Annotated in this window: 16 protein-coding genes; 7 read left to right on the top strand and 9 right to left on the bottom strand. The window is 69.3% G+C overall.

The genetic code is table 11. The features are described from left to right. Position 1 precedes the first annotated feature (1 nt). From ACFYXS_RS26080 to ACFYXS_RS26070, 3 genes are read left to right on the top strand one after another with little or no spacing between them, the layout of a single operon-like run. The gene (locus ACFYXS_RS26080; protein ID WP_389252243.1) at positions 2-967 is read left to right on the top strand and encodes an ABC transporter permease; all 966 of its coding nucleotides are present in this window, start codon (positions 2-4) and stop codon (positions 965-967) included. After that, complete coding sequence (locus ACFYXS_RS26075) at positions 964-3,033, top strand: dipeptide ABC transporter ATP-binding protein (RefSeq protein ID WP_389252241.1); 2,070 nt, start codon at positions 964-966, stop codon at positions 3,031-3,033. Before ACFYXS_RS26080 ends, ACFYXS_RS26075 begins: the two co-directional genes overlap by 4 nt. Positions 3,034-3,071: 38 nt before the next feature. Continuing rightward, positions 3,072-4,769: an ABC transporter family substrate-binding protein gene (locus ACFYXS_RS26070; RefSeq protein WP_389252239.1), complete on the top strand. Its 1,698-nt coding sequence runs from the start codon at positions 3,072-3,074 to the stop codon at positions 4,767-4,769. Between the two features lie 137 nt (positions 4,770-4,906). On the opposite strand, the gene ACFYXS_RS26065 is transcribed toward ACFYXS_RS26070, so the two are convergent. The 8 genes from ACFYXS_RS26065 to ACFYXS_RS26030 form a co-directional block, all read right to left on the bottom strand. Beyond that, the gene (locus ACFYXS_RS26065) at positions 4,907-6,019 is read right to left on the bottom strand and encodes an ABC transporter ATP-binding protein (RefSeq protein ID WP_389252237.1); all 1,113 of its coding nucleotides are present in this window, start codon (positions 6,017-6,019) and stop codon (positions 4,907-4,909) included. After that, positions 6,012-7,067: an ABC transporter ATP-binding protein gene (locus tag ACFYXS_RS26060; protein ID WP_389252235.1), complete on the bottom strand. Its 1,056-nt coding sequence runs from the start codon at positions 7,065-7,067 to the stop codon at positions 6,012-6,014. The genes ACFYXS_RS26065 and ACFYXS_RS26060 overlap by 8 nt, the downstream gene beginning before the upstream one ends. A gap of 11 nt (positions 7,068-7,078) precedes the next feature. Continuing rightward, entirely contained in the window at positions 7,079-8,041 is a 963-nt protein-coding gene (locus ACFYXS_RS26055; RefSeq protein ID WP_389252233.1) for an ABC transporter permease, read from the bottom strand. Beyond that, on the bottom strand, positions 8,034-8,966 hold the full coding sequence (locus tag ACFYXS_RS26050) for an ABC transporter permease (protein WP_389252231.1): 933 nt from the start codon (positions 8,964-8,966) through the stop codon (positions 8,034-8,036). The genes ACFYXS_RS26055 and ACFYXS_RS26050 overlap by 8 nt, the downstream gene beginning before the upstream one ends. A 156-nt stretch (positions 8,967-9,122) precedes the next feature. Beyond that, positions 9,123-10,754, bottom strand: a complete 1,632-nt coding sequence (locus tag ACFYXS_RS26045) for an ABC transporter substrate-binding protein (protein ID WP_389252229.1) — start codon at positions 10,752-10,754, stop codon at positions 9,123-9,125. Between the two features lie 627 nt (positions 10,755-11,381). Beyond that, positions 11,382-13,277, bottom strand: coding sequence for a translational GTPase TypA (gene typA / locus ACFYXS_RS26040; RefSeq protein WP_389252227.1), 1,896 nt, complete (start codon positions 13,275-13,277; stop codon positions 11,382-11,384). Between the two features lie 145 nt (positions 13,278-13,422). After that, positions 13,423-14,094 carry a hypothetical protein gene (locus ACFYXS_RS26035; protein WP_389252225.1) on the bottom strand — a complete coding sequence of 224 codons (672 nt, stop codon included), beginning with the start codon at positions 14,092-14,094 and terminating at the stop codon, positions 13,423-13,425. A 135-nt stretch (positions 14,095-14,229) separates the two neighbouring features. After that, the gene (locus ACFYXS_RS26030) at positions 14,230-15,966 is read right to left on the bottom strand and encodes an ABC transporter family substrate-binding protein (RefSeq protein WP_389252223.1); all 1,737 of its coding nucleotides are present in this window, start codon (positions 15,964-15,966) and stop codon (positions 14,230-14,232) included. Between the two features lie 274 nt (positions 15,967-16,240). Between ACFYXS_RS26030 and ACFYXS_RS26025 the strand changes: the two genes are divergently transcribed. From ACFYXS_RS26025 to ACFYXS_RS26010, 4 genes are read left to right on the top strand one after another with little or no spacing between them, the layout of a single operon-like run. Then, positions 16,241-16,534 (top strand): hypothetical protein, encoded by a 294-nt coding sequence (locus tag ACFYXS_RS26025; RefSeq protein WP_319658792.1) that lies wholly within the window; start codon positions 16,241-16,243, stop codon positions 16,532-16,534. A 10-nt stretch (positions 16,535-16,544) separates the two neighbouring features. Then, a complete protein-coding gene (locus tag ACFYXS_RS26020; RefSeq protein ID WP_389252221.1) occupies positions 16,545-17,396 on the top strand; it encodes a hypothetical protein in 852 nt (283 codons plus the stop codon). After that, on the top strand, positions 17,396-19,309 hold the full coding sequence (locus ACFYXS_RS26015; RefSeq protein WP_389252219.1) for a fumarate reductase/succinate dehydrogenase flavoprotein subunit: 1,914 nt from the start codon (positions 17,396-17,398) through the stop codon (positions 19,307-19,309). Before ACFYXS_RS26020 ends, ACFYXS_RS26015 begins: the two co-directional genes overlap by 1 nt. Continuing rightward, the gene (locus ACFYXS_RS26010; protein ID WP_389252217.1) at positions 19,306-20,076 is read left to right on the top strand and encodes a succinate dehydrogenase/fumarate reductase iron-sulfur subunit; all 771 of its coding nucleotides are present in this window, start codon (positions 19,306-19,308) and stop codon (positions 20,074-20,076) included. The genes ACFYXS_RS26015 and ACFYXS_RS26010 overlap by 4 nt, the downstream gene beginning before the upstream one ends. 84 nt (positions 20,077-20,160) lie before the next feature. Here the strand turns inward: ACFYXS_RS26010 and ACFYXS_RS26005 are convergent, their stop codons facing one another. Further along, on the bottom strand, positions 20,161-22,779 hold the full coding sequence (locus tag ACFYXS_RS26005; RefSeq protein ID WP_389252215.1) for a SpoIIE family protein phosphatase: 2,619 nt from the start codon (positions 22,777-22,779) through the stop codon (positions 20,161-20,163). Positions 22,780-22,899 lie beyond the last annotated feature (120 nt).

The raw sequence follows: 22,899 nt of genomic DNA, 5'->3' as shown, positions 1-22,899 counted from the left end.
CATGGCTGTCCAGACCCCCTCCGTCCAGCCTGCCACCCTCACCGCCCCGCCGGCCCGGCGCCGCGGCAGCGGACGGGCCCGGCTCACCGCCGTCCGCTTCGCCCGCAACCGCCTGGCGCTGTTCGGGCTGTGCATGATCGTCCTGCTCTTCGTCATGGCCTACGGCTCCCCGCTGTTCTACAAGTGGAGCTACACGGACCTGGACTTCACCGCGTTCCAGAAGCCGCCCTCGGGGGGCCACTGGTTCGGCACCGACCAGACCGGTACCGACCTGTTCGCCATGACCATGCGCGGCATGCAGAAGTCCCTGGTCATCGGCATCCTGGCGGGCGTCATCTGCACGGTGGTCGCCGCCACGGTCGGGGCGAGCGCCGGCTACTTCGGCGGCTGGGTCGACCGCTCCCTGATGTGGGTCGTCGACCTGCTGCTCGTCATGCCCAGCTTCCTGATCATCGCGGTGCTCTCCCCGCTGTTCCAGGGCAGTACCTGGCTGGTGTTCGTGTTCCTGCTGGCCCTCTTCAGCTGGATGATCACCGGCCGGGTGGTGCGCAGCATGACGCTCACCCTGAAGGACCGTGAATTCGTCAAGGCCGCCAAGTACATGGGCGTCCCGGCACCGGTCATCATCTTCCGGCACATCGTGCCGTCGATGGCCTCGATGCTGATCATCGACGGAACGATCCAGGTCGGCGCCGCGATCATCGGCGAGAGCAGCCTGTCGTACTTCGGCTTCGGTGTGCAGGCCCCCGATGTCTCGCTCGGCACCCTCATCGCCACCGGCACCCCGGCCGCACCCGCCTTCCCGTGGCTGTTCTACTTCCCGGCCGGCTGCCTGGTGCTGATCTGCCTGTCGATCGCCTTCATCGGCGACGGACTGCGGGACGCACTCGACCCCAACTCCAGCAGGGCCAAGGCCCGTGGCCCCCGCAAGCCCAAGAGCACGTCCAAGGAAGGACGCACGTCGTGACCGAGATCCCCGCCCTGGAGGTCACCGACCTCCACGTCTCCTTCCCGAGCGAGGCCGGGCCGGTCGGGGCCGTACGTGGCGTCTCCTTCTCGGTGCGGCGCGGTGAAGTCCTCGGCATCGTCGGCGAGTCGGGTTCCGGCAAGTCCGTCTCCTCCCTCGCGGTCCTCGGCCTGCTGCCGGAGACCGCGGACGTCAAGGGCTCGGTGAAGCTGCACGGCCGTGAGCTGCTGGGCCTGGACGACCGGGAGATGACGAAGATCCGCGGCAAGGACATCGCGATGATCTTCCAGGACCCGCTGTCCGCGCTGACGCCGGTCTACTCCGTCGGCGACCAGATCGTCGAGGCCCTGCGCATCCACCAGGACCTGGACAAGGCCGCCGCCCGCAAGCGCGCGGTCGAACTGCTGGACCTGGTCGGCATCCCCGACCCGGACCGGCGCGCCGACGCCTTCCCGCACGAGTTCTCCGGCGGCATGCGCCAGCGGGCGATGATCGCCATGGCGATCGCCAACGACCCCGAGGTGATCATCGCCGACGAGCCGACGACCGCCCTGGACGTCACCATCCAGGCGCAGATCCTGGACGTCCTGAAGAAGGCCCAGGAGGTCACCGGCGCCGCGATCGTCATGATCACCCACGACCTGGGCGTGGTGGCCGGCTTCGCCGACCGGGTCCAGGTGATGTACGCGGGCCGCCCGGTGGAGACCGGCCCCGTCGACGACGTCTACTACTCCCCCCGCATGCCGTACACCATCGGTCTGCTGGGCTCCATCCCGCGGCTGGACGACGGCCGTCGGCACGCGCTGACCCCCATCGACGGGAACCCGCCCTCGCTGGTCTCCCTGCCGCCCGGCTGCCCCTTCGCCGCGCGCTGCCCCGTGGCGATCGATGTGTGCCGGCGCGTCGAGCCGGAGCTGAAGGTGCGCGAGGGCGGCAACCACCCGACCGCCTGCCACCGCAGCCACGAGCTGGAGGAGGGCGGCTCCCTCGACCCGGCCACCGTCTACCCGGTGCCGGAACTGCCGCCGGCCCCCGCGGCGGACGTGCCCCGCGATCTGCGCGACTCCGTGCTGGAGGTGCGCGGGCTGGTCAAGCACTTCCCGCTGATGCACGGCGCCGTCATCAAGCGCCGGGTCGGCGAGGTGCGGGCGGTCGACGGCATCACCTTCGACATCCGCGAGGGCGAGACCCTCGGCCTGGTCGGCGAGTCCGGCTGCGGCAAGACCACCACCCTGCTGGAGATCCTCGACCTGCCCTCCGGCCAGTCCGGTGCCGTCACGGTCTTCGGGAAGGACATCCGGGGGCTGAAGGGCGCCGGCCGCAAGGCCCTGCGCCGCGACCTCCAGGTGGTCTTCCAGGACCCGATGGCGGCCCTCGACCCGCGCATGCCGGTCGGTGACATCCTGGCCGAGCCGTTGAAGACCCACGGCTGGTCCCGGGACCGCATCGCCGCCCGGGTGCCGGAGCTGCTGTCCCAGGTCGGTCTCGACCCGGACCACGTGGACCGCTTCCCCGCCGAGTTCTCCGGCGGTCAGCGCCAGCGCATCAGCATCGCCCGCGCCCTGGCCCTGGAACCCAAGCTGGTCGTGCTGGACGAACCGGTCTCCGCCCTGGACGTCTCCATCCAGGCCGGTGTGCTCAACCTGCTCGACGAGCTCAAGTCCCGCCTGGGGCTGAGCTATCTGTTCGTGGCCCACGACCTGTCCGTCGTACGGCACATCGCCGACCGGATCGCCGTGATGTACCTGGGCCGGATCGTCGAGATCGGCTCCGCGGAGGCCGTCTTCGGCGCCCCTTCGCACCCGTACACCCAGGCCCTGCTCTCGGCCGTCCCCCTGCCCGATCCCCGCAGGGAGCGCGAGCGCAAGCGTGTGCTGCTCACCGGCGACCTGCCCAGTCCCACCGACGTTCCCACCGGTTGCCGCTTCCGCAACCGCTGCCCGAAGTTCGCCGCCCTCGACGAGCTCCAGCGCGGCCGCTGCCGCGACGAGGACCCGTCACCCTCCGCCCTGGCGGGCGACCACAACGCGGCATGCCACTACGCCGCCGCGGTCACTGTCGTCTGACCCCCTCGTTGTCCCAACCCGTTAGAGGAGAGAGTTCGTTGAACAGAACACGTACGTCCGCAGTCATGGTCGCGCTGGCCACCGCCGGCGCGCTGGTCCTCACCGCGTGCGGCGGCGACGACGGCGGCGACAGCGCCGCGGCCAAGAAGAACTCGGTGCCCAAGTCCAACGCCAACAACATCCGGGCCACCGACCGCGACCAGCTGAAGGAGGGCGGCACCCTCAACTGGCCGGTCGCGGAGATCGCCGAGAACTTCAACTACAACGAGATCGACGGCACGCTCGCGGACGGCTTCGACGTCGAGCGCTCCCTGATCCCGATCACCATGCTGTCGGACGCGACGGGCACGGTGACCCCCAACCCGGACTACCTGACCTCGGCGAAGGTGGACGACAGCTCCGGCAAGCAGGTCGTCACCTACGAGATCAACCCCAAGGCCAAGTGGTCGGACGGCACGGCGATGTCCTGGAAGGACTTCGAGGCCAGCTGGAAGGCGCTGAACGGCAAGGACGCCAAGTACAAGATCTCCTCCAGCACCGGCTACGAGCTGATCTCCAGCGTCGCGAAGGGCAAGACCGACCAGGAGGTCGTGGTCACCTTCGACAGCCCCTTCGGTGACTGGAAGAGCCTGTTCAGCCCGCTCTACCCGGCCTCGGTCATCGGCACCCCGGACGGCTTCAACACCGGTTACCTCGGCAAGATCCCGGTCACCGCCGGCCCGTTCAAGTTCCAGGGCATCGACAAGACCACCAAGACCCTCACCGTCGTCCGCGACGACAAGTGGTGGGGCAGCAAGGCCATACTCGACAAGATCATTTTCCGCGCCCTGGACGCCGACGCCCAGGCCGGCGCCTTCGCCAACGGCGAGATCGGCTTCTTCAACGTCGGCCCCGACTCGGCCGCCTACAAGCAGGCCCAGGAGGTCAAGGGCGCCGAGATCCGCAAGGCGGCCGGCCCCAACTACCGCCACATCACCTTCAACGGCGCCCACGCCAACCTCAAGGACGTCAAGGTGCGGCAGGCGATCATGTCCGCCCTCAACCGGGACGCCATCGCCCAGTCCGACCTGCAGGGACTCGACTGGGACCCCAAGCCGCTGAACAACCACTTCTTCGTCACCAACCAGAAGGGGTACGCGGACAACGCGGCCGGCGTCGGCGTCTTCGACCAGGCCAAGGCCAAGAGCCTGCTCGACGAGGCCGGCTGGAAGCAGGACGGCGAGTTCCGCAAGAAGGGCGGCAAGACCCTCGAGCTGGACTTCGTCATCCCGGCGAACGTCAGCACCTCCGCCAACGAGGGCAAGCTGATGCAGCCCATGCTCAAGGCGGTCGGCATCAAGCTGAACATCAAGACCGTCCCGGTGCAGGAGTTCTTCGACAAGTACGTCAACACCGGCAGCTTCGACCTGACGGCCTTCTCCTGGCTCGGCACCGCCTTCCCGGTGTCGTCGACCAAGTCGATCTACGCCAAGCCCGTCGGTGACAACATCCAGCAGAACTACACCGGCGTGGGCAGCGACGAGCTCGACGCGGCCATGAACAAGGCCGCGGCGGACACCGACCCGTCCCAGGCCATCACCGACGCCAACGCCGCCGACGTGCTGATCTGGCAGCAGGCCAACCTGCTGCCGCTGTACCAGCGCCCCGACATCTACGCGGTCCAGAAGAACCTGGTCAACATCGGCGCCTACGGCTTCCAGGACCTGCGCTACGAGAACATCGGCTACACCAAGTAAGGCAGTCGTCCCGACTCCGCCCCGCCGGCGCTCCCGCGCCGGCGGGGCGGAGTCGTTCCGGCGAGCACTTCCCCGGCATGCGGAAGGGCGCCCACGCGGTGATCGCGTGGGCGCCCTTCGGACGCTACGGGCCGGACTCAGACCGTCGCGTGGACGACGTCCTTCTCCTCGGCGAAGTGGCACGCCGAGTCGTGCGCGGCCGGGGTCTCGGAGCTCTTGAAGCGCTCCGGGATCGCCAGCAGCGGCTCCTCCGTGGCGCACTTGTCCTGCGCCTTCCAGCAGCGGGTGCGGAACCGGCAGCCCGACGGCGGGTTGGCCGGGGAGGGCACATCGCCACTGAGGATGATGCGATCGCGGTGGTCGCGGGCCTCCGGGTCCGGCACCGGCACCGCCGACAGCAGGGCCTGGGTGTACGGGTGGGTGGGGTGGTCGTAGATCTCGGTGTCGGTACCGATCTCGGCCATCCTGCCCAGGTACATCACGCCGACGCGGTCGGAGATGTGCCGGACGATCGACAGGTCGTGCGCGATGAAGATGTAGGAGAGGTTGAACTCGTCCTGCAGCTTCTCCATCAGGTTGATGACCTGCGCCTGCACGGAGACGTCCAGCGCCGAGACGGGCTCGTCGCAGATGATGATCTCCGGGTTGAGCGCCAGGCCGCGGGCGATGCCGATGCGCTGCCGCTGGCCGCCGGAGAACTGGTGCGGGTACCGGTTGATGTACTCCGGGTTGAGACCCACGACGTCCAGCAGCTCCTGCACCTTGCGGCGCCGGTCGCCCTTCGGAGCCACCTCGGGGTGGATGTCGAAGGGCTCGCCGATGATGTCACCGACCGTCATACGCGGGTTCAGCGAGGTGTACGGGTCCTGGAAGACCATCTGGATGTTCCGGCGGACGGCCTTGAGCGCCCGCCCGGACAGCCGGGTGATGTCCTGGCCCTTGTAGAAGACCTCGCCCGCGGTGGCGCGCTCCAGGTTCATCAGCAGCTTGGCGACCGTGGACTTGCCGCAGCCGGACTCGCCCACGATGCCCAGGGTCTCACCCTGGTACAGGTCGAAGGAGACGCCGTCGACGGCCTTGACGGCGCCGATCTGCTTCTTGAACAGGATGCCCTGGGTCAGCGGGAAGTGCTTGACCAGGTTGCGCACCTGCAGGATGGGCTCACCGCGCTCGACCGGCTTCGCGATCGCGGCCTCGACCGCGGCCACCTCGTCGGAGACGGCCTCGCCGTTGTTGGTGACGTCAGCCATGGATCGTCTCCTTCCAGAAGTGGCACGCGCTGCCGCGGCCCGGCAGATCGCCGCCGTCGCGCTCGGTCACCGGGAGGAGCTTCGGGACCTCGGTACGGCAGATGTCCTGCGCCATCTCGCAGCGCGGGTTGAACGCGCAACCGGTGGGGATGCGCAGGAGGTTCGGAGGCAGGCCCTTGATCGCGTAGAGCTCCTGGCCCTTCTGGTCCAGGCGCGGGATCGACGCCAGCAGGCCCTTGGTGTACGGGTGGGCCGGCCGCTTGTAGATCTCGTGGACCGGCGCCGTCTCGACGATGCGGCCCGCGTACATCACGGCGATCTTGTCGGCGACGTCGGCGACCACACCGAGATCGTGGGTGATCAGGATCAGGCCCATGTTGAACTCGCGCTGCAGCTCCGCGAGCAGGTCCATGACCTGGGCCTGCACCGTCACGTCGAGCGCGGTGGTCGGCTCGTCGGCGATGATCAGGTCCGGCTCCAGGGCCAGCGCCATCGCGATCATGATGCGCTGGCGCATACCGCCGGAGAACTGGTGCGGGTAGTCGTCGACCCGCTCCCTGGCGGCCGGGATGCGGACCCGGTCCATCAGCTCGATGGCCTTGGCCTTGGCGTCCTTCTTGGACATGCCCTGGTGCACGCGGAACATCTCGGCCAGCTGGTAGCCGACGGTGAGTACCGGGTTGAGCGAGGACAGTGCGTCCTGGAAGATCATCGCGATCTTGCGGCCACGGATCTTCCGGCGCTCCTCGCCGGACATCTTGAGCATGTCCTGGCCGCGGAAGAGGATCTCGCCCTGCGGGATCCTGCCGGGCGGCATGTCGAGGATGCCCATGATCGCCTGCGCGGTCACGGACTTGCCGGAGCCGGACTCACCGAGCACGGCGAGCGTCTCACCGGCCGACACGGTGTAGTTCACACCGTTGACGGCCTTGGCGATGCCGTCACGCGTGTGGAACTCCACGTGCAGATCACGGACTTCCAGCAGGGGGGTACCGGCGTCCCCTGTTCGGGGAGCGGGCACCTCCGCGTTCTTGTCGATGATGGTCACGTACGCCTCCCTCAGCGCAGCTTGGGGTCGAGGGCGTTGCGGACCGCATCGCCGAGCATGATGAACGCCAGCACCGTGATGCTGAGCATGATCGACGGGAACAGCATGATGTGCTGAGCCGTACGGATCTGCGCGGCACCACCGGAGATGTCCTGACCCCAGGAGACCACCGTCGAGGGCAGTCCGACTCCCAGGTAGGACAGCGTGGCCTCGGCCGAGATGTAGCCGCCGAGCGCGATGGTGGCGACCACGATCACCGGCGCGACGGCGTTCGGCAGGATGTGCCTGATCAGGATCCGCGTGGTGCTCGCGCCCAGCGCCTTGGCGGCGTGCACGTAGTCCGCCTGCTTGATGGTGATCACCGAACCGCGCATGACACGGGTGATCTGCGTCCAGCCGAGGAAGCCCAGCGCGGCGATCACGACCCAGACGGTGCGGTTGGTGAAGGAGTTCAGAACCACCAGCGCGCCGAGCAGGAAGGGAATGGCGAAGAAGACGTCGGTGATCCGGGAGAGGATCGAGTCGACGATGCCACCGAAGTAGCCGGCGATCATCCCGACCACACCGCCCAGCAGGGTGACCACGATCGTCACGCAGATGCCCACCTCGATCGAGGCACGGGTGCCGTAGATCATGCGGGCGTAGACGCTGCGTCCCTGGCCGTCGTAGCCGAGCCACTCCGCCGAGAAGACATGCCCGTACTCGGGCTTGCCCAGGAAGTGGTTCCGCAGGTCGCCGTAGGTCGGCGAGGCGCCGGTGAACAGGCCGGGGAAGACCGAGATCAGCAGCAATAGCAGGATCAGGATCGCGGAGACCACGAAGTACGGGTTGCGCCGCAGGTCGCGCCAGGCGTCGCCCCACAGGCTGCGGGCCTTCTCGCTCTTGGGCTCCACGGCGACGACTCCGGCGGCGTCCGCTGCGGTCGTGGCCATGGGGTCCGTGTTCTCCACGGCGGTCTTGGTCACGTCAGGCATACCGGATCCTCGGGTCCAGGACCGCGTAGAGCAGGTCGACGAGCAGGCTGGTGACGAGGAAGACCAGCACGAGGACGGTGACCAGACCGACCAGCGTGGTCCCCTCACGGCGCACGATGGACTCGTAGATGGTGCCGCCGATGCCGTGGATGTTGAACAGGCCCTCGGTGACCACCGCACCACCCATCAGGGCACCGATGTCGGTACCGAGGAAGGTGACCACGGGGATCATCGAGTTGCGCATCAGGTGCACACCGACCACACGACGCCGGGGCAGGCCCTTGGCGATGGCGGTCCGCATGTAGTCCGCGCGCAGGTTCTCGGCTATGGAGGTACGGGTCAGCCGTGCCACATAGGCGAGCGAGAGGCTGGCGAGCACCACCGCCGGCATCAGCAACTGCCCGAAGTTCGTGTCGTCCTGGACGTTCGGTGTCACCCAGTCGAGCTGGAAGGCGAAGACCAGCTTGAAGATGAAGCCGAGGACGAACACCGGAACCGAGATCAACAGCAGGGTGAAGATCAGCACGGCGGAGTCGACGAGCTTGCCCGCCCTCATGCCGGCCCAGACACCGAGCGCAATGCCGACGACCACTTCGATCACGAAGGCGAGCCCCGCGAGTCGGATCGTCACCGGGAACGCATCCCCGAGCACGTCCCGCACCGGCCGACCGCTGGCAATCTGGTTGCCGAAGTCGAAGTGCAGGAGAATGCCGGTCATGTAGTCCCAGTACTGCTTCAGGATCGGCTGGTCGAGCCCGAGGTCGTGGCGGAGCCGCGCCACGGTCGTCGGGTCGGCGCCCTTGTCGCCGAACAGCGCCCTTACAGGGTCGCCCGGCAGGGCGTAGACCATCAAAAAGATCAGCAGAGTCGTCCCGATGAACACCGGGATCATCTGGAGCAGTCGTCGTGCGACATAACGCCCCATCGTGCCTCCATGTCAGTCGCTGCGGCAGCAGAGACGGGCCCTTCCCCCGTCCTCCACTTGACGGAAGACGGGAGAAGGGCCCCCCAGCCACTGCCTGCACCCGGCGCGTCCGACGGCTTCGTCAGTCCCGCATCGGTGTGCTCACTACGCGAGTGGTTACTTCTTGACCTGCACGCCGGTGAGGATCGGGTCACCGTTCTGCGCGTACTTGACGCCCGTCACGTTCTCCGAGTAACCGGCGTTGACCTTGTAGTACCAGAGCGGGATGGCCGGCATGAGGTCGACCATCTTCTTCTCGACCGCCTGGTACTGCTTGACGGAGTCCTCGAGGGTGGGCGCGGTGTCCGCGGCGTTGATCATCTTGTCGAGCTCCTTGTTGGAGAAGCCCGACTGGTTGCCACCCGACGTGGTGCCGTACAGGTCACGGATGAAGTTCGCGTTCACCGGGTAGTCGAGCACCCAGCCACTGCGGTACCAGGACTTGACCTCGTGGGCCGTACGGGCCTCGAGGTCGGAGTCGAAGTCGGCCTTGGAGTCGCCGACGCACTTCACGCCCGTGGCGTTGGTGATGCTGTTGCAGACAGCCTCGACCCACTCCTTGTGACCGCCATCCGCGTTGTACTGGATGGACATCTTGTTGCCCGGGACGCCGCCACCCGCCTTGATGAGCTCCTTGGCCTTGGCGGGGTCGTACTTGAACACGTCGCCGCCGACGTTGTCCTGGTAGCCCAGCACGCCCTTGGCGACGAAGCCGGTGGCGGGCTCACGGGTGCCCTGAAGCACGGTCTTGGTGATGGTGTCGCGGTCGATCGCCATCGACAGGCCCTGGAGGACCTTGGGGTTGATGTTCTTCCAGTCCTTCGTGTAGAAGGCCGGGACGATGGACTGGATCGCCGAGTACGGCTGGTCCACAGCGCGGTCGCCGAGGTCGTCACGGTAGACCGGGAGGTCCTTGGGGGCGACCTGGCGCAGGACGTCGACGTTGCCGGACTTGAGGTCCTCGTAGGCGGCCTCGAGGGTGGTGTAGTTCTTGAACGTCACACCACCGTTCTTCGCCTTGTTGTCACCCTTGTAGGCGTCGAAGCGCTTGACCACGATGCTCTTCTTGTGGTCCCAGCTGACGAACTGGTACGGGCCGTTGCCGACCGGCTTCTCGCCCGCGGCGGTCGGGTCCTTGAAGAAGGACTCGGGCAGCGGCGAGAACGCGGTGTAACCGAGCTTGTACACGAAGTACGGGATCGGCGTGACGAGCTCGATGGTGAAGGTCTTGTCGTCGACGACCTTCAGACCGGACATCTCCTGGGACTTGGGGTCACCCTTCTCCGGGTGAACGTCCTCGTAGCCCTTGATGTCGGAGTACCACGACGAGTTGAGCTGGTTGTTCTTGCTGTTGGCGCCCCAGTTCCACGCCTTGACGTAGGACTCCGCGGTCACCGGGGTGCCGTCGTGGAAGGTCCAGCCGTCCTTCAGGGTGACCGTGAAGGTCTTGTTGTCCTTCGTCTCGACCGACTTGGCGTTCGACATCACGATCTTGCCCTGGGGGTCGTAGTCCACCAGCTGCGAGAACAGCGAGTCGACGACGATGCCGCCGTTGCTCTCCTGCGTGTTGGAGGGCACGAGACCGTTCTGCGGCTCACCGACCTCGACGGAGAACTTGCCGTTGGGGTTGAAGCCGCCGCCGGCAGAGTCGTCACTGCCCTTGTCGCCGCCGCCACCACCACAAGCGGTAGCAGCCATAGCAACGATGATCGCACCTGCGACCCAGGTGGCGCTCTTGGCACCGCGCATGGGTTTGCCTCCTCAGGAGTCACTGTCCGTACGTGAAAGGCGCCGGACCCACTGACACCCCTGACAGTGGATTGCCGGCTACCTGTGCTCGTGAGTCGGCGCTCCCCATAAGCGCTTGGACCCATTGACCCGAGCTCAACGCGTCCAACTATCGGTCACGTTGAGCCTGCGAACCACACACTTACGATCTCGTTTTGGTCACAACCGGTCCAAAACAGTTTCGCAATTCGGACATTTGGATTGTAGACAGACACCGACGAAACGGACTTGTAACACAAGTATCGGTGAACTCTGTCCGGTATTCGGACGTCGGCAACTGAAAAACACTTGCCTCAAACCGCGTGGATTCCACGCGAATGTACGGTGCTGACGGACCGCCAGGGAACGCGCTGTCGTGGCCGCGCCACTGGCGTAACCACGACACTTCGTTCCGGTCCACGAGGTCCGGTACGACGGTTGGTTGCGGCGGTGACATCAGTCACAACAGCCGCCGACGGGGCGCCGGGCATGGCCCGGCTCACATGCACGCCGTGCCGTACGTAACGCCGGCGGCACAGCCGGTGACGCAAAGGCACCGGTCCCGGCTGCCCGCGGGAACGGGAGCAGGGCCGGTGCCCGGGGTTCGCGTCAGCGCTTGGCGCGGGAGGCGGTGCGACCGCGCTCCTTCTGGTCCAGGACGACCTTGCGGATGCGGACCGTCTCCGGGGTGACCTCGACGCACTCGTCGTCGCGGCAGAACTCCAGGGACTGCTCCAGCGAGAGCTTGCGCGGCGGGACGATCGCCTCGAAGGAGTCGGCGGAGGAGGAGCGCATGTTGGTGAGCTTCTTCTCCTTGGTGATGTTGACGTCCATGTCGTCGGCGCGGGAGTTCTCGCCGACGATCATGCCCTCGTACACCTCGGTGCCCGGCTCGGTGAAGAGCACACCGCGCTCCTGGAGGTTCGTCATCGCGAAGGCGGTGACGGCTCCGGCACGGTCGGCGACCAGGGAGCCGTTGTTGCGGGTCACCAGCGGGCCGAACCACGGCTCGTGGCCCTCGTGGATCGAGTGGGCGATACCGGTGCCGCGCGTGCCGGTCAGGAACTCGGTACGGAAGCCGATCAGACCGCGGGAGGGCACGATGAACTCCATGCGGACCCAGCCCGAGCCGTGGTTGGACATGTTGTCCATGCGGCCCTTGCGGGTACCCATGAGCTGCGTCACGGCGCCCATGTGCTCCTCGGGCACGTCGATGGTGATGCGCTCGACCGGCTCGTGGACCTTGCCCTCGACCTCGCGGGTCACCACCTGCGGCTTGCCGACGGTCAGCTCGAAGCCCTCCCGGCGCATGGTCTCGACGAGGATGGCCAGCGCCAGCTCACCGCGGCCCTGCACCTCCCAGGTGTCGGGACGCTCGGTCGGCAGGACGCGGAGGCTGACGTTACCGATCAGCTCGCGCTCCAGGCGGTCCTTGACCAGACGGGCGGTGACCTTGCGGTCCTTGACCGCCGACTTGTCGGCGCCCTTTCCGCCGGGGCCGCGGCCGACCAGCGGCGAGGTGTTGGCGCCGATGGTCATGGAGATCGCCGGCTCGTCCACCGTGATGAGCGGCAGCGCGATCGGGTTCTCCGGGTCGGCCAGCGTCTCGCCGATGGTGATCTCGGCGATGCCGGCGACGGCGCAGATGTCGCCCGGGCCGGCCTTCTCGGCGGGCTTGCGGGTGAGCGCCTCGGTCATCATCAGCTCGGTGATGCGGACGTTGGCGATCGAGCCGTCGCGCTTGATCCACGCGACGGTCTGGCCCTTCTTGAGCTCGCCCTGCTCGACACGGAGCAGCGCGATGCGGCCCAGGAAGTTGTCGGCGTCGAGGTTGGTGACGTGCGCCTGCAGCGGAGCGGACTCGTCGTACGCCGGGGCGGGCACGTGCGCGAGCAGCGTGGAGAAGAACGGCTCCAGGCTGTCGCTGTCGGCCGGGACGGTGCCGTTCTCCGGCTTGGTCAGCGAGGCCACGCCGTCCCGCGCGCAGGCGTAGACGATCGGGAACTCGATCTGGTCCTCGTCCGCGTCCAGGTCCAGGAACAGGTCGTACGTCTCGTTGACGACCTCGTCGATCCGGGAGTCCGGGCGGTCGGTCTTGTTGATGCACAAGATGACCGGCAGCTTGGCGGACAGCGCCTTGCGGAGCACGAAGCGGGTCTGCGGCAGCGGGCCCTCGGAGGCGTCCACCAGCAGCACGACCGCGTCGACCATCGACAGGCCGCGCTCGACCTCGCCACCGAAGTCGGCGTGGCCGGGGGTGTCGATGATGTTGATCGTGATGGGGTCGCCGCCACCCTTGGGGTGGTACTTAACGGCCGTGTTCTTCGCGAGGATCGTGATGCCCTTCTCGCGCTCCAGGTCGTTGGAGTCCATCATCCGGTCGTCCAGATGCTGGTGCGCGGCGAAGGCTCCGGCCTGCTTGAGCATGGCGTCAACCAGCGTCGTCTTGCCGTGGTCGACGTGGGCGACGATGGCGACATTACGAATGTCGTTGCGCGTGGGCATACTGGGGCGCTTCTCCCGGGTTGGTGGGTGTGGCGGCATACCCTCCTCGGCACACCTGCCGCCGGGCGACTCATGCCACGGCCTCACCCCATGGTACGGGGCCCGGACGGTAACGACCGCCCGGGCGTGATCGCCCCGACCGCGGTCAGGACCGGGCGGCCGCCGCGTCCGGTCCGCAGGACAGGCGGGCGGCCTTGCGGGCCAGGGCGTGTGAGCCCGGCCTCCCGCTGTCGCTGTCGACGTGCTGGTCGCAGTCGAGAAGACCCTGGCCCTCGACCGTCCAGCTCTCGGCGTGCCCGGTAGTGGTCCTCCCGCCGGGGCAGGTGTGGCGGAAGTCCGCCTCCACGGCCTGCACGTCCGCCCACCGCACGAAACGTCCCGCGCCCGACGGGGTCGTCGCGACGGCGTCGAAGTCGTCGGGCCCCCGGCCCGCCTCCGTGAACGTCAGGGTCCCGGCCGCGTCGCCCGGCGCGGCCTCGCCGATCCTCAGGGCCAGGGAGAACAGCACGTCACGTGAGGAGAGCTCCGGGCCGACCGCGGTGACGAAGGTCACGGGCGTGGACAGGCGCCGCACCGGGTGGCGCAGCGCGCCGCCGTCCTTCCCCTTCTTCTCCGGCGCGGCCAGGCCGGTGAGCCGCAGCGGCCGCTCGATGTTGAACCACGTGTACCGGCCGTCCTCGCAGCCGCGCTGTGCCGCCGCCGCGTTCGCAGGCTGCGGGGGCGCGGTGCGCGCCCCCGCAGCCGGTTCCGTGGCGGTGCACGCACCCGTGGCCGCGATGGCCGCGATCACCGCGCAGCCCGCTGTCCAACGCCTCATGGCGTCCCCCCGTACTCGTGATGTCCCCGTCGTGTGGTGCGGTCGCGACGATGGTTCCCCGCGGTGCCGGGGCGCTCCCGCCCTTTGAGGAACATCTGAGACCGCCCCTTTGCCCCTCCCCCAGGGCCGGGGCCCCTACTTCTTGAAGCCGATGTCCTGGAAGCGCGGGGTCGCGAAGCCGAAGGCTCCGGCGTTGCGGACGGAGGAGCGCAGGGCGACCAGCTCGGGACGCTGGAAGAGGGGGAGCGAGCCGGCGACGGCCCAGATGCGGGCGTCGGCGCGGGCGGCCAGGTCGCGGGCGGTGCCCGGGTCGAGCTCGCCGGAGGCCTGGTCGAGGAGCTGGTCGATCTGGTCGGTGCCGACCCGGGGGAAGTTCTGCGCGACGACCAGGCTCCCGTCGGGGCCGGCCTCGGGCTTGGCGTAGATGGGCCGGGTGTCGGTGGCCGGGAAGGCCGTGCCGGGCCAGGAGTACAGCGCCAGGTCGAAGTCGCCGGCGGCGAGGTGGTCGCGCAGGAAGCTCTCGTCGGAGACCTTCTGGATCTCGGTGCGCACGCCGATCCCGGAGAGCATGGCGGCGATGCGGTCGCCGACCGCGTCCAGGGCCTTGTTGGACTCCGGCAGCACGAAGCGCAGCGTGAGCGCCTTGCCGTTCTTGCGCAGCACGGTGGTGGAGGGCTCGACGACCGTGACCCGGACCTTGCGCGTGGAGGCCGCCTGGTTGCGCTCGGCCGGACCGGCGGGGGCCAGGGCGGTGCGGTGCCAGCCCGCGTCGGCGAGCTGCGCCTGCGCGGCCTTGGGGTCGGACTCGCCGAGGGCGGAGCTGTGGTCGGCGTACCCGGCCTGGGAGGCGAGCAGCAGGTGGTTGCCGAGCGGCTCGTCGGGCAGGCCGACCGGCTTGAGCACCGAGCGGGCGATCTCCTGGCGGTCGACGGCGCGGGCCACCGCGCGCCGGACGCGCTCGTCGGCCAGCGGGCCGTCGGCGCCGTTGAGGGCGAGCTGCGTGTAGGAGGCCGAGCGCGTCCGGTACACCGCCACGTTCTTGATCTTCGGGGTGCGGTCGACCTTCGCCATGTCCAGCGTGCCGTCGGCCAGGCCCGCGGCCCGCAGGTGCGCCGGCACGGCGGTCAGCACCACCCGGTCCAGTCTGGCCCGGTCGCCCCACCAGCGCGGGTTGCGGACCAGGGTGACGTCCTTGGCGGTGACCTTCTGCACCGTGAACGGACCGCCGCCCACCGGCAGGGCGCGGCGGGCGGAGTCGTTGAAGGCCGCGGCGGTGCCGGTCACGGACTTGGGGTAGAGCGGGGTGAAGAGCGACTGCCAGTCGGCGAAGCGACGGGAGAAGGTGACCCGGACCTCGCCCGGCTCCTTGCCCTGAGCGACCGAGGCGATGCGGTCGTAGCCGGCGTTGCGGGCGGCCCAGTAGGCCTCGTCCTTGCCGCGCAGCGCCTTCCACTGGGCGGCGAAGTCGGCGGTGGACACGGCCCGGCCGTCGCTCCAGACCGCCTTCGGGTTGAGCTTGTACGACACGACCTGCCGCGGCTCGCGCTCCACGACCTGCGCGGACTCCAGCAGGTCGGCGTCCCGCTGCGGCCGTCCGCTGCCGTCCAGCCGGAACGTCGCGGGGAGCACCGCCGCGGCCACCAGGTCGGTGGTGTCGTCGGCCGGGGTCTGGAAGGCGTTGAGCGTGGCGGGCGCGGTGTCGACGGCCCAGCGCAGAGTGCCTCCGTCGCGCACCGCGTCGCGCGGCGCCGAGGCGAGGTCGGTCCCGGCGAGCGGGTCCTCACGGCCTGCGGAGCACCCGGCGAGCGTCGCCAGTGCGAGGGCCAGCGCGGTGGCGAGCGCGGGAGGGGAGAGGGGGGCGCTGCGGGCCATCGTTGCGTACCTCCGCGAACCGGGGCCATCACCATGTGGCGTATTTGCCGCTTATCGCACCTCACTGAAAGCGATCATCACGCTGCCTCGTGCCCGACACGGCGCACGCCTCCCCGCTCCCACCCGACCGGCCCAACGGGGCGCGCGGCGCCGGGCGTACGCCCCCCACGAGTGTGAGAATCACGGCAGATCTCTTCCCAAGCGCGACTGTGACGCGCAACACTCGGCAGGCGCTAGCGCCGTGCACCGCACCGTGGCGGAGGTGAGGACAGCCATGTCCCTGCAGGACGATCTGACATCGGTACAGCGTCGGCTGGACGAGCTCGGCAGAGCCGTGTCCCGGCTCGAACAGCAGGTCGGCGACAGCCTTGACATGCGGCGCGTACGCGCCGACACCAAGCACCTGAGCGACGATCTCGCACTGCTGCGTGACAGCGTCAGCACCACCCACACGGGGCAGAAGCCGCGCCCGGAGATGGTGACCATCCCCGACACGCCGTACGACCCCTCATTCTGGTCCGGCGCGGAGGACGAAGGGCTGGGGGCGCCGGACCGCCGAGCGCCCTAGGGAGCCACCTTTGGCCACAGATACCGGAACCGAACCCGGAACCGAACCGCCTCCACCCGCTCCACCCGCGCGCCACGGCGTCCTGTCCGCCGGGCGCGCGGCCATTCCCGCCCGCCACCTGCGCACCGACCGGTGGTGGTTGCAACCTCTGCTGACCGCGCTGGGCCTGACCGCCTTCGTCGTCTACTCGACGTGGCGCGCCTTCGCCAACGCGCACTACTACGCGGAGCCGTATGTCTCGCCGTTCTACTCCCCCTGCCTGGGGTCGAACTGCGTGGACATGCCGCTGGGCGCCCGCTGGCCGATCTTCGGCGACTGGTGGGGGCTGTCCCCGGCGCTGCTCGTCCTGATCTTCCCGCTGGGCTTCCGGCTGACCTGCTACTACTACCGCAAGGCGTACTACCGGGGCTTCTGGGCCTCGCCGCCCGCCTGCGCGGTGGCCGAGCCGCACGCGGGGTACACCGGCGAGACCCGCTTCCCGCTGATCCTGCAGAACATCCACCGGTACTTCTTCTACTTCGCGATCCCGGTGGCCGCGATCCTCAGCTACGACGTCGTCCTGGCCTTCCGGGACGGGCGGGGCGCGTGGGGCCACATGGGCCTGGGCACCCTGGTGCTGCTGGTGAACATCGCCCTGATCTGGGCGTACACCTTCTCCTGCCACTCCTGCCGGCACATCGTCGGCGGACGGCTGAAGCACTTCTCACGGCATCCGGTGCGGTACCGCGCCTGGACCTGGGTGGGGCGGCTCAACCGTCACCACATGGGGCTGGCCTGGGCCTCGCTGATCAGCGTGGCGGTGTCCGACTTCTACGTCTATCTGGTCGCCAGTGGGGCGTTCGACGATCCGAGGTTCTTCTGATGACGCAAGTCGAACGGCACGCCTACGACGTCGTCGTGGTCGGCGCGGGCGGGGCGGGGCTGCGGGCCGCCATCGAGGCGCGCGAGCAGGGCATGCGCACCGCCGTGATCTGCAAGTCGCTCTTCGGCAAGGCGCACACCGTCATGGCCGAGGGCGGCATCGCGGCGAGCATGGCCAACGTCAATCCGCACGACAACTGGCAGGTGCACTTCCGCGACACGATGCGCGGGGGCAAGTTCCTCAACCAGTGGCGGATGGCGGAGCTGCACGCCCGCGAGGCGCCGGACCGGGTGTGGGAGCTGGAGACCTGGGGCGCGCTCTTCGACCGCACGAAGGACGGGAAGATCTCCCAGCGCAACTTCGGCGGCCACGAGTACCCGCGGCTGGCGCACGTCGGCGACCGGACCGGCCTGGAGCTGATCCGCACCCTCCAGCAGAAGATCGTCTCGCTGCAGCAGGAGGACGAGGCCGAGTACGGCGACCACGAGGCCCGGCTGAAGGTCTTCCAGGAGTGCACGGTCACCCGCGTCCTCAAGGACGGCGACCGTGTGTCGGGGATCTTCGGCTACGTGCGGGAGTCCGGGCGCTTCTTCGTGGTCGAGTCGCCGGCCGTGGTGCTGGCCACCGGCGGCATCGGCAAGTCCTTCAAGGTGACGTCGAACTCCTGGGAGTACACCGGCGACGGGCACGCGCTGGCGCTGCTGGCCGGGGCGCCGCTGATCAACATGGAGTTCGTGCAGTTCCACCCCACCGGCATGGTCTGGCCGCCGTCGGTGAAGGGCATCCTCGTCACCGAGTCGGTGCGCGGCGACGGCGGGGTGCTGCGCAATTCCGAGGGCAAGCGGTTCATGTTCGACTACATCCCGGATGTCTTCAAGGAGAAGTACGCGCAGAGCGAGGAGGAGGGCGACCGCTGGTACGAGGACCCGGACAACAACCGCCGCCCGCCCGAGCTGCTACCCCGCGACGAAGTGGCGCGCGCGATCAACTCCGAGGTCAAGGCCGGTCGCGGCACCCCGCACGGCGGTGTGTTCCTGGACGTCTCCACCCGGCTGCCCGCCGAGGTGATCCGGCGCAAACTCCCCTCGATGCACCACCAGTTCAAGGAGCTGGCGGACGTCGACATCACCGCCGAGGCGATGGAGGTCGGCCCGACCTGCCACTACGTGATGGGCGGCGTGGACGTGGAGCCGGACACCGCGGCGGCCACCGGGGTGCCGGGGCTGTTCGCGGCCGGTGAGGTCGCGGGCGGCATGCACGGCTCCAACCGGCTCGGCGGCAATTCCCTGTCGGACCTGCTGGTCTTCGGCCGGCGGGCGGGCCTGCACGCGAGCGAGTACGCGTCCGGGCTCGGCGCGGCCCGCCCCGCGGTGGCGGAGTGGCAGGTCGACGCCGCCGCGGCGGAGGCGCTGCGCCCGTTCAGCGCGGAGGCCGAGAAGGTCGCGGACGAGGTCGCGGAGAACCCGTACTCCCTCCATCAAGAACTGCAGCAGACGATGAACGACCTGGTCGGCATCATCCGCAAGCAGAACGAGATGGAGGAGGCGCTGACCCGGTTGTCGGCCCTGCGGGTGCGGGCGCGGCGGGCCGGTGTCGAGGGGCACCGGCAGTTCAACCCCGGCTGGCACCTGGCGATCGACCTGCGCAACATGCTGCTGGTCAGCGAGTGCGTGGCGCGGGCGGCACTGCAGCGCACGGAGTCGCGCGGCGGGCACACCCGGGACGACTACCCGGAGATGGACCGGCGCTGGCGCAAGGTCAATCTGGTGTGCCGGCTCGCCGATCCGGCCAACGCCTTCGGCGAGGTCTCGGTCGACCGGCGCGAGTCCGTCCCGATCCGTGACGACCTGCTCGCGCTGTTCGAGAAGGACGAGCTGCTGAAGTACCTGACGGACGAGGAGCTGGACCGGTGAGCACGTACTCGGGGCACTTCAGGGTGTGGCGCGGTGACGCGGACGGCGGTGAGCTCAAGGACTACGAGGTCGAGGTGCACGACGGCGAGGTCGTCCTCGACATCATCCACCGCCTGCAGGCCACCCAGGCGGGCGACCTGGCGGTGCGGTGGAACTGCAAGGCCGGCAAGTGCGGTTCGTGCAGCGCGGAGGTCAACGGGCGACCGAGGCTGATGTGCATGACCCGCATGTCGGTCTTCAGTCGCGAGGAGACCGTCACGGTCACCCCGATGCGCACCTTCCCGGTCGTGCGGGACCTGGTGACGGACGTGTCCTTCAACTACGAGAAGGCGCGCGAGATCCCCTCGTTCGTGCCGCCCAAGGGTGTCGCGCCGGGCGAGTACCGGATGGCGCAGGAGGACGTGGAGCGCTCGCAGGAATTCCGCAAGTGCATCGAGTGCTTCCTGTGCCAGAACACCTGCCACGTCGTCCGTGACCACGAGGAGAACAAGAAGGCCTTCGCGGGCCCGCGCTTCCTGATGCGGGTGGCGGAGCTGGACATGCATCCGCTGGACGCGGCCGAGGAGTCGGGCCTGGACCGCAAGCGGTCCGCCCAGGAGGAGCACGGCCTCGGCTACTGCAACATCACCAAGTGCTGCACCGAGGTGTGCCCCGAGCACATCAAGATCACCGACAATGCGCTGATCCCGCTCAAGGAGCGCGCGGTGGACCGCAAGTACGATCCGCTGGTCTGGCTGGGCGACAAGATCCGCCGCCGCAACAGCTGACCACCGGCGGTCCGGGCCGGCCCCGCGGGCCGGCCCGGCTCGTTCGGGTCCCTTCGGCTCGTTCGGGTCCCTTCGGGGCTCTGCTCAGAACAGGCTGAGCAGCGCCTCGATCGTGTCCTCCCCCGAGGTGCCGCCGCCGTCGGCGGGCAGTGCGAGTTCGAACCAGACCGTCTTGCCGCGGTGCGTGCGGCGGGAGCCCCAGCGGGTACTGAGCAGCGAGACCAGTTGCAGGCCCCGGCCGCCCTCGTCGGTGGCGCGGGCGCGCCGGCGGCGGGGCTGCACGAGGGCGTCGTCCCAGACCTCGCAGACCAGGGTGCGGTCGCGCAGCAGACGCAGCCGGATGTCGCCGTGGCCGTGCCGCAGGGCGTTGGTGACCAGTTCGCTGACGAGCAGCTCGGTGGTGTCCACCAGGGCCGCCAGGTCCCAGGACAGCAGGCACTCGCGGGCCAGTTCGCGGGCCCGGGCCACCGAGCGGGGGGTCGGCTCCAGCGTCCAGTCGCCGACCGAGTCGGCGGGCAGTCCGTGCACGCGCGCCATCAGCAGGGCGATGTCGTCCTCGCCGTGGGCGGTGTCGAGCCGGGCCAGTATGTGGTCGCAGACGTCCTCCAGCGGGCGCTGGGGGTCGTCCAGCGCCATGCGGAACGCGCGCAGGCCCTCGTCCAGGGGGTGGCTGCGGGACTCGACGAGGCCGTCGGTGTAGAGGGCCAGCAGGGCGCCGTCCGGGAGGTCGACCTCGACCTCCTCGAAGGGCTCGCCGCCGACGCCGAGCGGCATGCCGGTGGGGACCTCCAGCATCATCGCGGGTTCGCCGGGCTCGACCAGGACGGGCGGCAGGTGGCCGGCGTTGGCGATGGTGACCCGGCGGGTGATGGCGTCGTAGACCGCGTAGACGCAGGTGGCGAGGTAGACCTCGGACAGGTCGGAGGAGTCCGCCTCCTTGCCGTGCCGGCTGGTGCGGCCCTCACCGCTGCCGCCGAGGCCGCGGGCGACCTCGTCCAGGGCGGTCAGGACGTCGGCGGGCTCGATGTCGAGCAGCGCCAGGGTGCGGACGGCGGTGCGCAGTTCGCCCATCGCGACGGCGGCGCGCAGGCCGCGGCCCATGACGTCGCCGACGACGAGCGCGGTGCGGTGGCCGGGCAGTTCGATCACGTCGAACCAGTCGCCGCCGACCTCGGTCTCCATGTTGCCCGGCAGGTAGCGGCAGGCGATGTCCAATCCCGCGGCCTCGGGATTGCCGGGGGGCAGCAGGCTGCGCTGGAGGATGAGGGCGCGTTCGTGCTCGCGGCGGTAGAGCCGCGCGTTGTCGATGAAGATCGCGGCGCGGGCGGCCAGTTCCTCGGCGATCATGCGGTCGCGCTCGGAGAACGGCTCGCTGCCCTTGGCCCGGGCGAACTGCACCAGGCCGAGTACGGTGTCGCGGGCGACCACCGGCACCGCCAGGGTGGACTGGACGAGGCTGCTGCCCAGTTCACCGAGCTCCACCTCGCTGTCGCCGCCGTCGCCGGCTATCACCTGCGTCTGGGCGGTGCGCAGAGCGCCCGCCCAGGGCGAGTTGAACGGGTAGCGGTGCACGGCGCCGACGGAGACCGGGCTGCTGCCGTGGTCACCGCCCAGCCGGGTCACCGGGGCGTCGGACACGGCGCTGGCGAAGGCGACCCTGCGGACCTCGCCGCTGCCGTCGGCGGTGCCGACCGGGCCCTCCTCGCCCACCAGGAGCGCCTGGTAGAGGTCGACCGAGGCCAGGTCGCAGAAGTGCGGCACGGCGACGTCGAGCAGTTCGCGGGCGGTGGTCTCCAGGTCCAGGGAGCTGCCGATGCGCCGGCCGGCCTCGTTGAGCAGGGCGAGGTTGCGGCGGGTGTGCGCGGCCTCCCGCTCGGCGCGCTGGCGTCCGGTCACGTCCTGGGCGAGGCCGGCGACGCCGATGGGCCGTCCGCTGCCGCTGTGCAGCCGGTACAGCGAGATCGCCCAGCGGCGCCGGCTGGTGGTCCCGCCGGCCGCCGGGACGGTGCCGACGATCGTCATGTCCAGTACCGGGTCGCCGCTGTCCAGCACCTGCTTGAGCGCGGCGGTCAGCCGGTCGGCCTCGACACGGGAGAGGAAGTCGTGCGGGCTGCGTCCATGGTGCCCGCCGGGGGTGCGGCCGAAGACGGTGGCGAAGCGCTCGTTGACGCGCAGCAGCCGCAGATTGGTGTCGAAGAGGATGAAGCCCATCGGCGACTGGCCGAACACCGCCTGGGAGGAGGCGAGATCGGTCTCGATCTGGCGCAGCACCCGCATGTCGACGGCGATGCACAGCGCGCCGCGGCCGTTCGTCTCGCCGCGCGAGGGCATGACGTAGACCTCGGCGAGGCCTTCCTGGCCGGCCTTGTCGCGGTAGGGGACGACGCCGGTCCACTCGCGGCCGTCGAGGATCTCCGCGACGCGCTCGTGCGCGCGCTCGCGACGGTCCTCGGGCACGAAGGCGCGGATGGGGTCCTTGCCGAGGGCCTCGGCCGCGGGCACCCCGAAGAACTCCTCGGCGCGCTCGCTCCACTGCTCGATCCGCCCGTCGGGACCGAGGGAGAACGACGCGACCCGGATGTAGTCGTAGATCGACCCGGGCGGGCTCGACTGCCAGGCGCTCTGCGGCAGGGCCTCAGGGTTCCGGGGCCCAACGGCCCCCGATGGCTCATCGCTCACGCCCGACCCCTCCAGCTCACACATACGGACCGGCTGGTGCCGAGTATTCAGCATTACCCCCGTTCCGCACATGGTCTTGTCGATCACAGCATCATCTCAAGGCGTACGGATCCCGCCGACGCCCCACTTCAACTACCCTGCTCC

The organism is Streptomyces sp. NPDC002574, assembly GCF_042889545.1.
Taxonomy (GTDB): domain Bacteria; phylum Actinomycetota; class Actinomycetes; order Streptomycetales; family Streptomycetaceae; genus Actinacidiphila.
This window is presented reverse-complemented; position numbering and strand designations above follow the sequence as displayed.